Below are 13,544 nucleotides of genomic sequence, written 5' to 3'. Positions count from 1 at the left end.
TCCGATCACACTGACATTCCTTCAATTCGCCGCACGGCGGCGGTGGCGGGATGCGCAGGCCATGAGCCAGCGCGGCGCGTTCAGCCCCCGGTGCTGCCGAGGCGGATGGTGTGTTCCACCCGGCCGCCGTAGTCGTTGATGGTGATGAAGCGGACCTGGTTGGTGCCCGCCGGTGCGGCGAACTCCAGGCTCTGCTTCGGCGCAACCATCGCGCCCTTGTCCTCGACGGCCTTTTCACTGCTGCCGGTCACGGCATGCACTTCAGCCAGCGTGACGTGGAAGGGGCTCGGGTTTTCCACCCGCAGGCGGTCGCCATTGCGGGTCCAGCGCAGTGCTGCCGGTGCGTCGTTGGCGACGCCCTTCAGGCCCTGCGGCCGGTAGAAAAGCTTCAGGCGCGAACGAAACGCGACCTGCAGGTAATTCTGTTCGCCACTGTTGTCGGCGTTGTCCGGCGACGGCGGCACATCCAGCACGTTGAGCCAGAACACCGACTCGCGGTCGGTCGGCAGCTGCGCGCCGGAGAAGATCAGGCGCAGCGCCTGGCTGCGGCCCGGCTCGACGCGCGCGATCGGCGGCGTCAGCACGAACGGTGCATCGCTGGTATCGGCGGTCTGGTTGGCGTCGCCGCTGTCGATCCAGGCCTGCACCAGCGCCGGCGAATCGCCCACGTTGTCGACCTGCACGGTGACTTCGCGCGCCTGCGCCGGATAGATCACTCGCGTGCCGTTGACCACCACGCCGGCCAGTGCGTTCTGGCAGAAGGGCAGCGTGAACGCTGCCAGCAGCAGCGCCCGGGGAAAGATTGCTTTCATCGGAAGTACTACGCTCGAGGTGTGTGGCCAGAGGCCGCGGAGCATTGGCCGGCGCGTACGCCGGCCAATGCGGGTACGGCTACGATCAGTTGTAGATGATCGTGTACTTGACGCTGCTGGTGACGTCGCCCGGGGTGGCGGCGGCAGTGGCATAGTACTCAGCGTAGTAGCTCAGGTCGGCCGAGCCGTCGGTGCCGACGGTGACCCACTGCGAGTTGGTCTGGGCCAGACCAGCGCCGGCTGCCTTGATCGGCAGGACCTGGTTGTTGGAGCCCAGCAGCTGCAGCTGCACGTTGGTGGCAGCGTTGGCCGAAGCCTGGTTCAGCAGGCGGCCGGTGTTGAAGTCAACGGTCGAACCCGGCTCGAAGTAGGTCGCGACGTTGCCGGCGCTGCACTTGGTCAGGTTGATCGCGAACGGGGTACGACCCGCAACGGCACCGGCATTGGCCAGGGTGTTCTTGGACACGGTCGGCAGGTTGACGGCGAAGTCCTTGCCGCCCGGGGTCGAGATGGTGCAGGTCTTGTCGGTCACCTTGCCATTGAAGGTGATGGTGCCGTCGGCGGCGTTGGCGGCCAGCGGAGCGGCGGCCAGCATCACAGCGGCGATGAGATTGATCTTGTGCATTCGCTTTTACCTAACCCTACTGAAGAGATGAGAAGTAGAGGAGGAAGCAAGGAGCACTGCCGGGCTATCAGGACCCATCCTTGCGTCTCACCTGTGGCCGGACTCGGACATACCTTCCCCTGAATCCGTGACGCAAGTATAGGCGCAACTGTGATGAAAGTCTCATTATTTTTCTGAACGACGGTTTATTGACGCCTCAAATGTGACGTGGTAGCCGAAATCGAGTCAGCGGGGGCGAGCGGTCACCCGCAGCCTTCGCAGAGGCGGCTGGCTGCGCCGGGCGCGCACGCAAAAAGTCGCCATTTCCCCCTGAAAAACAGCTTTCTTGATGCGCATCACTCTTTCTCGGTGATGGCCCTAGCAGATTCGGATTTGTCCTATTAAAGCCGGGTCCAACCTGTCGCTAACTAGGAAACACCGAACGAACCAGAGAACGTGTCATGAGGAACTCCATCCTGCTGTGTGTGGCCCTGATGTCCGTCAGTGCGCTGGCCCAGGCCAGCAGCGGCAGCATCCGTTTCAGCGGTCACATCGCTGAGCCGGGCTGCACGACGAACCTGTCCCAGGGCGAACTGAGCCTGGCGGCCTGCCCGCCGTCGGCCAAGGGCTCGACGGTGGCCGTGACGGCGCTGGCCGATGGCCAGGCCGCGACGCTGCGCGATGGCAAGCGCCAGGGCCAGAAGCTGTCGGTGTCGGCCAGCGCGATGCGCGCCGGCGATATCGCCTTCTCCGAACGCTACAGCGTGCGGGCTTCGAAGCAGCAGCCGCTGCAGGGCGCCTACCTGGTCGTGGTCGACTACCTGTAAGACCTGCAGCAGGCCGGCGTTACTCCGGCTGCGGCAACTCGAAGACCTGGCGCAGGTATGTCAGGTAACCAGGGTCGTCGCACATGCTCTTGCCCGGCGAGTCGCTGAGCTTGGCGACCGGCTGGCCGTTGCAGCGGACCATCTTGATGACGATGTTGAGCGGCGTCGGACCCAGATCATTAGTCAGATGGGTGCCGACGCCGAAGGCGACCTGGCAGCGACCACGGAAGTAGTCATACAGGCGCATCACCTTGACGATGTCGAGGCCATCGCTGAACACCAGCACCTTGCTGCGTGGATCGACCCGGCGCTGCTGAAAATGCGCCAGCATGCGGTCACCCCAGTCGAACGGATCGCCCGAGTCGTGGCGCACGCCGTCGAACAGCTTGCAGAAGTACATATCGAAGTCGCGCAGGAACGCGTCCAGGCCGACCACGTCGGACAGCGCGATGCCGAGGTCGCCGCGATATTCGCGTGCCCATGATTCCAGTGCCGCCACCTGCGAATCACGCAGGCGCGGGCCGAGCGCCTGGAACGCCTGCAGGTACTCATGAGCCATGGTGCCGTGCGGAGTCATGCCATACAGGCGCGCGAAGTGTACGTTGCTGGTGCCGACCAGCTGCGGGCCGAGCGCATCGCGCAGCAGCGGCAGCAGACGGGCATGCCAGTCACGCGAGTAGCGGCGGCGGCTGCCGTAGTCGGCGATGCGGCACTGCTCGAACCCCGGGGTATCACGCAGCAGCGCGGCCTTGGCCTGCAGGCGGCGCTCGCCCTCGGCGAAGTCGGCGGTGGTGGTGTTGCGGAACCAGACTTCGTTGATGATCGCCAGCAGCGGCACTTCGAACAGGATGGTGTGCAGCCAGGGCCCGGTGATGTCCAGTTCGATCTCGCCGGGCACGGTCTTCGATGCGCGCAGCTGGATGTACTTGCGGTCGAGGTGGAACAGGCCGAGGAAATCGGCGAAGTCCGGCTTCACGAAGCGCAGGCCACGCATGTAGTCCAGCTCCGCGTCGCTGAAACGCAGGCTGCACAGGTGGTCGATCTCTTCGTCGATCTGGTCGATGTAATGGGCCAGGTCGATGCCGGGCGTGCGGCACTTGAACCGGTACTGCACCTGGGCGCCGGGGTGCTGGTGGAGCACCGCCTGCATCATGGTGAACTTGTACAGGTCGGTGTCGAGCAGGGACTGGATGATAGGCATGGGGCGGATTATGCGCCCGGCGGAGTGAACCGTGGGCGCGCCCGCCCTCCGTAGAGCCGAGCCCACGCTCGGCTGGATGTGTTGCCTGAGCCGAGCGTGGGCTCGGCGCTACAGCGCCTTGCGCAGCAGCTTCGGCACCAGCATCAGCGCGTGCGCCCAGATCGCGCCCCACACCGCTACCCGCACCGGCAGCGAACGCTGCCTGGCCTCGAACTTCTGGAAATAGCGCCACAGGCCCTTGTGCTTGTGCCATTCCACGAAGAACGGCCGCGAGCGGCTGGAGACGCCACGAACGTGGGTGACCTGCAGGTCATTGGCGATCGCCACCACTGCTCCGGCTTCGCGTGCACGCCGGCACAGGTCCAGGTCTTCGGCATGCAGGCGATAGCCGGCGTCCCAACCTCCGATGCAGTCGAACAATGCACGCGGCATCATCAGCAGCGCACCGGACAGCGCCGGCACCCGCTGCAGCGCCTGCTGCGGGTCACGCGGCACCGCCAGCTTCGAGCCCTTGCCCGGCGAGCGCAGCATCATCAGGAAATCCGGGTCGCGGCGGCGCACGGCTTCGTCGGCATGGCCCTGCTCGTCCACCTGCTCGACACCGAGCAGGCAGTCGCCCAGTCCTTCCGCGCGGCTGCGCAGTGCGGCCAACGTCTCCGGTTCGACCATCAGGTCCGGGTTGATGAAGGCCAGCCATGGGCTGTGCGAATCGGCCACGCCCTGGTTGTTGGCGGCGGCAAAGCCGGGATTGTCCGGATTGCCGACGAAACGCACGCGCGGGTCGTGGCTGGCATGGCGCTGCACGATATCCAGCGTGCCATCCATCGAGCCATTGTCGATCACCCGGATCTCGGCCACGTCCTGCGCCTGGCGCAGACGCGAGAGGCAGGCGTCGATGGTGCTGCCGCTCTGGTAGGTGACGACGATGGCGGCAATGGCAACATTCAAGCAGGAGGCTCCGGCGCGGAAGACGAGACGAACAGGTCGCCCTGCTCGGCCGGCATTATCGCCTGCCGCATGCGCTGCTGCAGATCGGCGCGCAACCCGTGCAGCGGATCGTGCATCAGGAAATCGGCCAGTCGCGGCACCCAGGCCGGCCAGCGCGCGGCCAGGGCTTCAAGATCGCCATCGCGGCTGACGGCCTCCCCTGCGCGGCCGACGAAGGCGGTCTCGCACAGGACGTTGCGCCAACCCAGCCCGGCCATGCGCAGGCTCAGGTCGACCAGCGCCGCGTTCCAGCCGGCGTAGCTCTCCACGTCCAGGCCGCCGGCACGCCGGCGCGCGTTGCCGCGCACCAGCACCGCGTGGGTGACTGCCGAGGGCAGCTCCGGATGCAGCACCGGCAGCGTGGCACAGGTGTGTGCCAGCAGCGCCGGGTCCTCCGGTTCGGGATTGATTTCGCCCAATCGCGGCCACGCGGCTGTTTCGCCGGCATTGCACCACGGTGTTGCGGTGGCGATGGCGGCGTCGCGGGCGAAGGCATCCTGCAGCTGCTGCAGCCAGCCGGGTGCTGGCACGCTGTCCGGCGCCAGCACGGCCACGTCCAGGCCCTCGCAGGCGCGCAGCATCTCATCCAGATGGGCGACCTCGCCCAACGGCCGCGCGCGGCGGGTGTATTCGGCCTGCAACGGCGTATGCGCCAACCAGTGTTCCACCACCGCCTGCGCACGCGGCCCGGTCTGCGCGTCATCGGCCAGCCAGACCGCGGTACCCGGCGCGGTGCCGGCATCCAGCGCGGCCAGGCAGCGGTCGAGCGCGGCATCGTCCACGCACAGCGGCAACAACACGATCGCCCCCATCCCGCCTCCGTGGTTGTCGGTAGCCACAGCCTAGCACTGGGAGGGTATCGGCCGGGTTGCACCCGGCACCCGCAGAGGCCGGAGCCAGAGCCGAAGCAACAGCCGGAGCAAAAGCTGGGTTCCTGGGGGATGGCGGGGTGGGTCCGGTTGCGGGGGACGCTGCAAGTACGTCCATGTAAGCTCGGTCGCCGCATCCATGCGGCTCACGCCCCCGCAACCGGACCCACCCCGCCTTCGACAGTTTCCTGCGATCTGTCGGGCATTGCCTTCTGTAGAGCCGAACCATGCTCGGCTCAGATGTTTCGGATCTCGAAATATTCGATTTCGATGGAGAGTCATCCACGCATGGCGTGGATCCAGCGTGTCGACCAAGGTCGACACCTACCAACAGCAGCAGGAAACTGTCAGAGGTGGGGCGGTGTGGGTTGGCAGGACCGTTGGCGCCATGGATGGCGCCATCGAGCCCCCATGGAAGGGTTTACGGCGTGTCCTGACAACCCACACCGCCCCGCCATCCCCCAGAAACCCGCTGTTGCTGTTGCTGTTGCTGTTGCTGTTGCTCCAGCTCCGGCTTCTGCGGGTGCCGGGCGCAGCCCGGCCGTCAACCCCTTACTTCTTTGCGCGCGGCTGGTTCAGCGGTTCCATCGCGCGGAAACGCTGGCTGTACTCGTCGGTCAGGTTGCGCGCTTCCTGGCTGTTGCGGACAATGCTCGGCGTCAGCAGCACGATCACTTCCGAACGGCGGCTGGTGCGGCTCTTCTGCCCGAACAGTGCGCCCACCACCGGAATCCGGCTCAGGCCGGGGATGCCGCTGCTGCCATCGGTGCCCGTGTCGGTGATCAGGCCGGCCAGCATGATGGTGTCGCCGCTCTGCACCGCCGCTTCGGTCGACAGCTTCTTGGTGGAAATCCGCGGGTTGCAGTTGCGCTCCTGCGGGTTGCAGTTCTCCGGCACGTTCGAGGCGCTGCTCACTTCCTGCACGATGTCGAGGAATACCGTGCCGTCGCGGGTGACGCGCGGGCGTACCTTCAGGATCACGCCGGTGTCGATGTACTGTACCGAGCTGTAGCTGCTGGTGCCGATACCGGTGTTCACCGTGGTGGTATTGATCGGCACCTTGTCACCCACGTTGAGCGTGGCCTCGGCGTTGTTGCGCACGAACACCGAGGGGGTCTGCAGCAGGCGCACATCGGTGACCTTGTCCAGCGCGCTCACCACCGCCGCGCCATTGTGGCCGGTGAATGCCCAGCCAAGGCCTTCGCCACCGGTCGCGGCACCGGCAAAGCTGCTCCAGGAGCCGCCGGCGGCGGCCGGCAGGGTCACGCCGGCCAATGCGCCGGTCAGCGCGCGCCCGGCCACCGCGTTGTCGAAGAACCAATTCACGCCGTACTTCAGGTCACCCTCCAGGGCGACCTCAGCCACCTGCGCCTCGATGTGCACCTGCAGCGGCATCACGTCCAGCTTCTCGATCACTTCGCGGATCGAGCGCCAGGCCTGCGGGGTCGAACGGACCAGCAGGGTGTTGGTTTCCTCGACCGCCGATACGCCGACACGGTCGCCTTCCACTTCAAGGCTGACGCTGACGTTGCCGGACTGGCGCTGCGGCAGGTTCATGCTGCCACTACCGCCGCCGCTGGAGCTGCCGCCCGACGTTGAACCGAAGTTGCTGCTGTTGTTGCTGTCCATGCCGCGGTCGCCATCGCTGCCCAGCTGCGACGGAATCGCACCGGGCGCCAATGAGCCGGGGCTGGAGCCGCCGCGGTTGCCGCTGCTGGCGAAGGCTTCGCTGAGGCGTTCGGCGAGGTCGCGTGCCTTGATGTAGCGCAGTTCGTAGGAGAACAGGCGGGCGCTGCCGCCGGCGGTATCGATGCGGTCCAGCCATTGCTGGATCTGGTCCAGGTAACGCACCTGCGGGGTGATCACCAGCACCGCGTTGGCGTTCTCCAGCGGCAGGAAGCGGAACATGCCGGCGCTGGGGGTCTTGCTCTCCTCACCGAACACCTTCTCCAGATCGGCTGCAACCTGCTCGGCCTTGCCCGACTGGATCGGGAACACGCCCACCGACATGCCCGACAACCAGTCGACGTCGAAGATCTCGACGGTGCGCATGTAGTTTTCCAGCTCGGCGCGGGTACCACCGAGGGTGATCACGTTGCGGCCGCTGTCGACGTTGACGATGGCGTTGGGGCGCGCGTACGGCTCCAGCACCTTCTTCATTTCAGTGGCGGAGATGAACTGCAGCGGGATCACCCGCACCTCGAAACCGCGTGCGCTGGCCGCCGGGGCCGTACTCGGCGCGACAGTGCCGGCCAATGCCTGGTCGGCAGCCACGATGTTGTAGCGACCACCGCTGTACACCATGCGTGCGTTGTTCCAGCCCAGCACCATCTCCAGCAGGTTCAGCGCCTGCGCCGGCGACACCGGTTTCGGCGTGGCCAGGGTGACCGTGCCCTGCACTCCCGGTGCGATCACGTAGTTCTGCCCGAGCATGTCACCGAGGATGGCCTTGACCACCGCGTGCACCGATTCCCCCTCGAAGTTGAAGGTCGCCTCGCCGGTACTGGCGCCGTGCAGTGCCGGCGCCGGCGCGCGCGCGGCTTCGCGGTTGATCATGGTGCCGGTGCCGCGGCGGATGACCGCCTGGGGCGCGCCCTGGCTGTCACGGGCGGCATCGGCAGCCACTTCCGCCGCCTGGCCGGCATCGGTCGTGGACGTCAGGTTGCCTTTGCGCTGCACGTGCGGCGCGGACACCGTGCTGCAGCCAACCAGCAGCGCGAGGGCAAAGGACCAGGGAAGGAAACGCAGGTTCATGCATTCACTCTATCGGTTGGTGCCATCGCCCGGGGGCGGCGACGGTTGTTGCTGCTGCTGTTGCTGCAGCTGGCGGCGGCGGGCCTGGATGCGTTCGCGGATGGCCTGCATCTGCGCTTCGCTGGGACCGTTGGTGTTGGCGGGAGGCGTTGCGGCCGCCGGTGTGGCCGCCGGTGCTGCACTGCCACCTGGCGCCTGCTGTGCCGTAGCTGCAGCGGCCGGCGGTGGCGGTGGAGCACCGGCCGGCGGCGGCACAATGATTCCACCCGCCGGCGGCGCACCGTTGGCGCCGCGCAGCACGGTTGGCGGTTCACCGCCCTGACCGTTGAACACCGCCAGCTCCAACACCTGGTTGCCACCGGGACCGATCACGGTAGCCTGGCGTGGCGCCAGCGCGACCAGCTGCCAGCCATCAACGGCCTCCCCATTGAGGCGCAGGCGCAGCGAGCGGTTCTGTTCGGTGGTAAAGGTGGCCATGCCGAAATCGCCGGTCAGCAGCACGCCGGTCAGGCGCAGCGCGGCACTGGCGGCGGGCTCGCTTCCACCGAGCAGGTAGGGCTTCGGCTTGCGGTCCTCGGCGAACAGCGGGCGTTCGCCGATCGCGCTGTAGCTGTCGGCACTGGCCATGCGTTCGGCGGCAGGCGACGGCAGGCCGGGCAGTGACGGCGCCGCATCGGCATTGCCATCGGCGCCCGGCAACTGGCTGCCGAGGCCGAAGCCGGTGGCCAGCCAGACTGCTGCCGCCCAGCCCGCCAAGGCCAGCAGGAAACCGGTGCGCAGGCTGATCTGCTCAAGTTTCATCGGCCACCTCCTGTCCCTCGGCCGGCGCATCCGGTACCGGTGCAGCCATCGGTACCGCTGCAGGCGGCTGCGGGGTGGCGGCCGGCCCGGTTGCGGGTGTTGGCGTGGCCCCTTCGGCCGCAGCGCCCGGCAGCAGATAGCCGGCCAGTTCGAAGGACACATCCAGGCCCAGCCCGGATTCGTTCGGCGATTGCTGGAAACGCTGTGCGATCAGGTTGAGGTTGTCGACGAACAGGCGCGGGCTGCCGGTTTCCAGGCTGTGCAGCACGGTGGCCAGTTCGGCAACGCCGCAACGCAGCCGTACCTGCATGGCAACGCGCACGAACTCGGCATCGCGACGGTTGTCCGTCAACGGCGTACGGTTGCTGATGGTGCAGCTGCGGTTGCCCGGGCTGGCCATCGCCACGGCATCCTGCAGCTTGCCCCCCAGCGCGGCGGCGGCGGCTTCGGCGGTGGCTTCGCGCAGGAAGCCCGGCCGCTGCTGCAACGCTTCGCGGGTAGCGCGCAGGCGCTGTTCGATCTGCGGCTGCTGCTGAAGCTGCGCCTGTACACGCTGCTCGCGCTCGCGCAAGGCCGCGACATCGGCATCGATCTCACGCAGCGGCTGGGTGAACCAGGGGTGCACCAGCAACAGATAGGCCAGGCCGAGCACTGCCAGCAGCAGTGCCAGCGCCAGCCAGCGGTCACGGCGCGCGCTTGGCATCGGCATCGGCCGCCTCCCCGTTCGCAGCCGCAGCCGCCACCGGCTGCAGCTCAGCGGTCATGGTGAAACGGTCACGGCCACTGGCGGCACCGTCGGCCTGCAGCACGCCGGTCAGGTTGACCTTGCGCCACTGCGGCGCATCCTGCAGCAGCTGCACCAGCTGCGAGGCCTCGCGGCTTAGCCCGATCAGCTGCAGGTTGTTGTTCTCGATGGCCAGTTTTTCCAGGTAGGTGCCCTCCGGCAGGCGCCGGGTCAGTTCATTCCAGATTTCCACCGTGCCGGCGCGCTGGCTGCGCTGCTTTTCGAGGAACGCGGCACCGTCGATCAGCGCCTGCAGCTGCGCGCGTTCGCTGGCCACGCCACGCGCACTGCGCGCGCTGCGTTCAACCTGGGCACGCAGTTCATCGGCGGCGGCGCGGCGGTTATCGAGCAGCTGCAGGGCGGCCAGCACCAGCATCACCAGCGCGGCCAGGGCCAGCAGCAGGTTCCAGCGCCGCATCGGGTCCGGTCGCAGCTGGCGCTGCGCGGGCGGCAGCAGATTCACGTGCAGCGGATCGCCCTGCGCATCGATCGCGTCGACGGCGGCCAACGTATCGGCCCACTCGCCCACGCTGCCACGCCATGCCTCCAGCTGGCGCAGCGGCCAGGCGATCAGTTCAACCTGCAACTGGCCTTCACCGGCGCTGCCCAGTTCACGCACGTCATAGCTGACCTGGCTGGATTCAAACGGTGTCTGCCGGTCGATCTCGAAGCCGACCACCGCGCGCAGGCGGTCGGCCGCCGCCGCCGGCAGGCGCAGATGGCGACGCAACACTTCACTGGCCGGCAACAGCCACACCCGCGGCAGGCTGCGCAGGCGCGGCTCCAGAACGCGGTCCAGTTCGGCCGGCGACAACGGCCACGGCAAGGTCGCCACCGCTTCGCGGCGTTCGCCGGCCTCACGCCAGACCTGCAGCTGGTCACCTTCGCGCAGCAGCAGCAGGCGCGCCTGTGCCCAACCCAGCGCCCACTGCCAACGTGCCGGCACCCACGCCAGCAGCGATTGCCGCCACCAGCGCAGGAAGCGGCCAGCGCCCGGGCCGATCCGGCCCTGAACCTGCCGCAGACTGTCCTGCCAAGCCGTCATCTTGCTGTCATTCCCTGCTCCCAGCGAAGCACTGTGTAGGACCGCCCGGGAACCCCGCCCGAGCCATTGCGAACCACTGCCTGCAACACCGACCGGCGTCCACTGCCGTCGATGACACGGGACTCGATACTATAGGTGCCACTGCTGCTGGCAAGCGTTGTCGCACCCGCAGCGGTATCGGCATCACGCTCCTGCTGGGCACGCTGGGCCAGCACGGTGTCGGCATCCAGCCCCAATGCGGTCAGCACCGGCGCACTGGCGAACTGCGGATCCGGGCGTGCCTGGCGGCTGTACAGGGTCAGGTGCGGCAGCATCTTCTGGTACAACGGCCCGGGCATGCCAAGCACCCGCTGCAGTTCGCCCAGAGTCTCGAAACGCTTGTTGCGCGGGCCATACGGCAACCCGGCCGCGGCATAGTCGGGTGCCTCGGCACCGCCACCGGGCTGCAGCAGGCTGTCCTCGTCGCGCCAGTCGACGATGGCACCGGCCAGCTGCCGTGCGGCTCCTTCGTCTTCGCCCAGCGCCTTGAGGAAAGCGGTCAGCAGGGCCACATCGGCCAGATTCAGGTTGATCTTGCCGTTCTCGTCCAGCACCTTGATCTCGATGCTGGCGTCATCGAACGTCCAGCGATACGTACGGCCATCGGCCCGCCACGGGGCCCGCTGCGGATCGGCGGACAGGCGCATCAGCGCGTATTCCAGGCCGGCCCGTGCACGCTCCTGGCCGCGCGCGTCGTCATCCAGCACCCGCTGCTGCAGGTGCTCGACCCGCGCGCTCAGTGCAAATGCCCCGACCAGTGCAGTCATCAACGCGATCAGCCACAACACCAGTACCAGCGCGGCGCCACCTTGCCGGTTCATCGCGCACCTCCGCTGCCACCGGCACGCGGTGCGACCACCAGCGTCGGCCAGGGCGCGCCCTTGGCCGGCACGATCTGCACTTCCACCAGCATCGGCAGGCGCCGCGTATCGTCCCAGCGCGGCAGCCAGTCGGTCACCTGGCCGGTGCTGGCGTCAATGCCGCGATAGCGCAGTTGCACCGACTTCAGGCCGTCCACCAGCACTTCCGGTGGACGCGGCGGCGTTTCTGCGATGCGCTCGCCCTCCTGCAGCAGCACCAGGTCCAGCAGCAGGCGCTGCTGGCCACTGCGGCCGTCAACCTGCAGCGCATGCAGGTACGGTCCGCCGCGGCCGAGATAGCCGGGCAGGTCGGCGGCGAACAGCATGCGCTGCTCCTCGCCCTGGAAGAAGATCGGCTCACGGGTGGGGTCGGGCACTTCCAGCGGCGTGCGCAGCGCGCCGGCCAGCTGCCGCCGCAGCAGCGCCTGTACCGCGCGCATGCGTTCGCTCTCGGCAGCGATCTGCTCGCCGCGCTGGCTGACCGCCATCGCCGAGCGCACGCTGGCGAACGCCAGTGCCAGGCCGCCGGCCAGCAGCACCGTGGCCAGCATCACCTCGATCAGGGTGAAACCCGCGGCGCGCCGTTTCATCGCGCGCTCTCCAGATCCGGCGGCAACAGGCGCAGGCTGCGCCAGCGCAGTTGTTCGCGCTCGCTGTCGCCCCAGCGCACCTGCAGCTGCAGCTCGGCCAGCCAGGGCGCACCCGGCGACTGCGACTGCACCACGCTACCAGCACGTGGCTCCACCCACGGCTGCACCTGCAGTTCCCAGTGGTAGCGGCCCTGCTCCCAGTCGCCCTGCTGGCGGCCGACCTGCAGCGGTGCAGCGACACCGGCTTCGGCCAGCAGCGACTGCGCGTGCAGCACCGCACGCGTGCGCAGCCCGGCCTCGCGTACCTGTTTCGCACCACCGGACAGGCTGCCCAGCAGCAGCGTCAGCGCCAACCCGAGCAGGGCGAAGGCGATGATCACTTCCAGCAGGGTGAAGCCACGCGCACGCCGCTTCATTGCGCCCGCCATGGGCCGGAGCGCACTTCGCCGGTCATCCAGCCAACATCGATGCGCCACTCGGCACCGTCGCGCTGCAGGCGGATGCGGCCACCGCTGGAACCACCATCGGGATGGAACTCGATCACGCCCTGCCCTGGCGCGGTGGCCAGCTGCGCGGCGCCCTCGAACTGCACCTGCAGCTGCTCAGGCACATCACCCTGGCGTTGATTGGCACCTTCCCAGTGGCGTCGCGCCGGTTCGATCACGAAGCGCTGCGGTTCGCCGCGGGCGATCGCCTGCGCGCGTACCACCCGCAGCTGGTTGGCGATGTCCTTGCCGGCGCTGCGCAGTTGCATGCCAGCGAAGCCACGTGACAGGCCGGCAGTAGTGATCAGGCCAATTGCTGCGATCAGGGCGATCACCAGCAGCATTTCCAGCAGCGACAGGCCCGCTGCGCGCCTGCCGTGCAGGCGCGGGCGAGGCAGCCGGCGCGGCAGGAAATACGTCATGCAGGATTACGGCTGGTAGCGGATGTCAGCATCGACGCTGCTGCCGCCGGCTTTGCCATCCTTGCCGAGGCTGATCAGCTCGTACGGCTGGCCTTCGCCCGGCGCACGGTATTCCAGCGCGTGGCCCCACGGATCGTTCAGGTCAGCCGGCTTGGCATACGGACCCAGCCAGCCACCGACGCCCGCCGGTGCGGTCACCAGATCGTTGAGCGAGCCAGGCAGCTTGCCGGTATCGATCTGGTAGTTGTCGACCTTGGACGCGACGGTCTGCACCTGCGCCTTGGCGATGTTGGCCTTGCCGCGATCGGCGCCGCCCAGCACGCGGCTGGCGACCAGGGTCAGCACCGCACCGATCAGCACGATGACGATGATGATTTCCAGCAGGCTCATGCCCGACTGGTTGCGCGCGGCGGTGAAGGAAAGGCGGATCGGTCGACGGGAAGCAATCATGGTCGGTCCTTTCA

15 protein-coding genes are annotated in these 13,544 nt (G+C 67.7%); 1 reads left to right on the top strand and 14 read right to left on the bottom strand.

The genetic code is table 11. From position 1 onward, the window contains the following. Positions 1–80: 80 nt before the first annotated feature. Positions 81–812, bottom strand: coding sequence for a fimbrial biogenesis chaperone (locus AC3ITW_RS02905; RefSeq protein WP_012510023.1), 732 nt, complete (start codon positions 810–812; stop codon positions 81–83). An 85-nt stretch (positions 813–897) separates the two neighbouring features. Further along, positions 898–1,437, bottom strand: coding sequence for a fimbrial protein (locus AC3ITW_RS02900; protein ID WP_004143031.1), 540 nt, complete (start codon positions 1,435–1,437; stop codon positions 898–900). Between the two features lie 440 nt (positions 1,438–1,877). On the opposite strand from AC3ITW_RS02900, the gene AC3ITW_RS02895 reads away from it, so the two are divergent. After that, positions 1,878–2,243 carry a hypothetical protein gene (locus AC3ITW_RS02895; RefSeq protein ID WP_100467789.1) on the top strand — a complete coding sequence of 122 codons (366 nt, stop codon included), beginning with the start codon at positions 1,878–1,880 and terminating at the stop codon, positions 2,241–2,243. A 19-nt stretch (positions 2,244–2,262) separates the two neighbouring features. Here the strand turns inward: AC3ITW_RS02895 and pncB are convergent, their stop codons facing one another. From pncB to gspG, 12 genes are all read right to left on the bottom strand, one after another. Continuing rightward, positions 2,263–3,444 (bottom strand): nicotinate phosphoribosyltransferase, encoded by a 1,182-nt coding sequence (pncB, locus tag AC3ITW_RS02890; RefSeq protein ID WP_012510022.1) that lies wholly within the window; start codon positions 3,442–3,444, stop codon positions 2,263–2,265. A gap of 108 nt (positions 3,445–3,552) precedes the next feature. Beyond that, on the bottom strand, positions 3,553–4,392 hold the full coding sequence (locus tag AC3ITW_RS02885) for a glycosyltransferase family 2 protein (protein ID WP_049398157.1): 840 nt from the start codon (positions 4,390–4,392) through the stop codon (positions 3,553–3,555). Then, positions 4,389–5,243, bottom strand: coding sequence for a glycosyltransferase family 2 protein (locus AC3ITW_RS02880; RefSeq protein WP_004142973.1), 855 nt, complete (start codon positions 5,241–5,243; stop codon positions 4,389–4,391). The genes AC3ITW_RS02885 and AC3ITW_RS02880 overlap by 4 nt, the downstream gene beginning before the upstream one ends. A gap of 609 nt (positions 5,244–5,852) precedes the next feature. Beyond that, on the bottom strand, positions 5,853–8,054 hold the full coding sequence (gene gspD / locus AC3ITW_RS02875) for a type II secretion system secretin GspD (protein ID WP_100467788.1): 2,202 nt from the start codon (positions 8,052–8,054) through the stop codon (positions 5,853–5,855). 9 nt (positions 8,055–8,063) lie between these two features. Next, on the bottom strand, positions 8,064–8,855 hold the full coding sequence (locus AC3ITW_RS02870; protein WP_100467787.1) for a general secretion pathway protein GspN: 792 nt from the start codon (positions 8,853–8,855) through the stop codon (positions 8,064–8,066). Next, positions 8,845–9,564 (bottom strand): type II secretion system protein GspM, encoded by a 720-nt coding sequence (gspM, locus tag AC3ITW_RS02865; protein WP_004142897.1) that lies wholly within the window; start codon positions 9,562–9,564, stop codon positions 8,845–8,847. The genes AC3ITW_RS02870 and gspM overlap by 11 nt, the downstream gene beginning before the upstream one ends. After that, complete coding sequence (locus AC3ITW_RS02860) at positions 9,539–10,684, bottom strand: PilN domain-containing protein (RefSeq protein ID WP_100467786.1); 1,146 nt, start codon at positions 10,682–10,684, stop codon at positions 9,539–9,541. Before AC3ITW_RS02860 ends, gspM begins: the two co-directional genes overlap by 26 nt. Next, entirely contained in the window at positions 10,681–11,544 is an 864-nt protein-coding gene (locus AC3ITW_RS02855) for a type II secretion system minor pseudopilin (protein WP_004142842.1), read from the bottom strand. The genes AC3ITW_RS02860 and AC3ITW_RS02855 overlap by 4 nt, the downstream gene beginning before the upstream one ends. Next, a complete protein-coding gene (locus tag AC3ITW_RS02850) occupies positions 11,541–12,173 on the bottom strand; it encodes a type II secretion system protein J (RefSeq protein WP_004142840.1) in 633 nt (210 codons plus the stop codon). The genes AC3ITW_RS02855 and AC3ITW_RS02850 overlap by 4 nt, the downstream gene beginning before the upstream one ends. Continuing rightward, complete coding sequence (gene xpsI, locus AC3ITW_RS02845; protein WP_012510015.1) at positions 12,170–12,589, bottom strand: type II secretion system protein XpsI; 420 nt, start codon at positions 12,587–12,589, stop codon at positions 12,170–12,172. Before xpsI ends, AC3ITW_RS02850 begins: the two co-directional genes overlap by 4 nt. Then, entirely contained in the window at positions 12,586–13,080 is a 495-nt protein-coding gene (xpsH, locus tag AC3ITW_RS02840) for a type II secretion system protein XpsH (RefSeq protein WP_489390052.1), read from the bottom strand. The genes xpsI and xpsH overlap by 4 nt, the downstream gene beginning before the upstream one ends. Positions 13,081–13,086: 6 nt before the next feature. Beyond that, positions 13,087–13,530, bottom strand: coding sequence for a type II secretion system major pseudopilin GspG (gene gspG / locus AC3ITW_RS02835; protein WP_004142831.1), 444 nt, complete (start codon positions 13,528–13,530; stop codon positions 13,087–13,089). Positions 13,531–13,544: the final 14 nt, after the last annotated feature.

The sequence above is a fragment of the Stenotrophomonas sp. KH_052 genome (assembly GCF_057838755.1).
The sequence above is the reverse complement of the archived record's forward strand: the minus strand, read 5'-3'. Positions and strand labels throughout refer to the sequence as shown.

What these genes read in the sequence shown, in the direction of transcription:
- AC3ITW_RS02850 (WP_004142840.1), bottom strand. Translation starts at nt 12,173, where the DNA reads ATGAAACGGCGCGCCGCGGGTTTCACCCTGATCGAGGTGATGCTGGCC.
- AC3ITW_RS02895 (WP_100467789.1), top strand. Translation starts at nt 1,878, where the DNA reads ATGAGGAACTCCATCCTGCTGTGTGTGGCCCTGATGTCCGTCAGTGCG.
- gspD (WP_100467788.1), bottom strand. Translation starts at nt 8,054, where the DNA reads ATGAACCTGCGTTTCCTTCCCTGGTCCTTTGCCCTCGCGCTGCTGGTT.
- AC3ITW_RS02905 (WP_012510023.1), bottom strand. Translation starts at nt 812, where the DNA reads ATGAAAGCAATCTTTCCCCGGGCGCTGCTGCTGGCAGCGTTCACGCTG.
- xpsI (WP_012510015.1), bottom strand. Translation starts at nt 12,589, where the DNA reads ATGAAGCGGCGTGCGCGTGGCTTCACCCTGCTGGAAGTGATCATCGCC.
- gspG (WP_004142831.1), bottom strand. Translation starts at nt 13,530, where the DNA reads ATGATTGCTTCCCGTCGACCGATCCGCCTTTCCTTCACCGCCGCGCGC.
- gspM (WP_004142897.1), bottom strand. Translation starts at nt 9,564, where the DNA reads ATGCCGATGCCAAGCGCGCGCCGTGACCGCTGGCTGGCGCTGGCACTG.
- AC3ITW_RS02870 (WP_100467787.1), bottom strand. Translation starts at nt 8,855, where the DNA reads ATGAAACTTGAGCAGATCAGCCTGCGCACCGGTTTCCTGCTGGCCTTG.
- AC3ITW_RS02880 (WP_004142973.1), bottom strand. Translation starts at nt 5,243, where the DNA reads ATGGGGGCGATCGTGTTGTTGCCGCTGTGCGTGGACGATGCCGCGCTC.
- AC3ITW_RS02855 (WP_004142842.1), bottom strand. Translation starts at nt 11,544, where the DNA reads ATGAACCGGCAAGGTGGCGCCGCGCTGGTACTGGTGTTGTGGCTGATC.
- AC3ITW_RS02900 (WP_004143031.1), bottom strand. Translation starts at nt 1,437, where the DNA reads ATGCACAAGATCAATCTCATCGCCGCTGTGATGCTGGCCGCCGCTCCG.
- AC3ITW_RS02860 (WP_100467786.1), bottom strand. Translation starts at nt 10,684, where the DNA reads ATGACGGCTTGGCAGGACAGTCTGCGGCAGGTTCAGGGCCGGATCGGC.
- xpsH (WP_489390052.1), bottom strand. Translation starts at nt 13,080, where the DNA reads ATGACGTATTTCCTGCCGCGCCGGCTGCCTCGCCCGCGCCTGCACGGC.
- pncB (WP_012510022.1), bottom strand. Translation starts at nt 3,444, where the DNA reads ATGCCTATCATCCAGTCCCTGCTCGACACCGACCTGTACAAGTTCACC.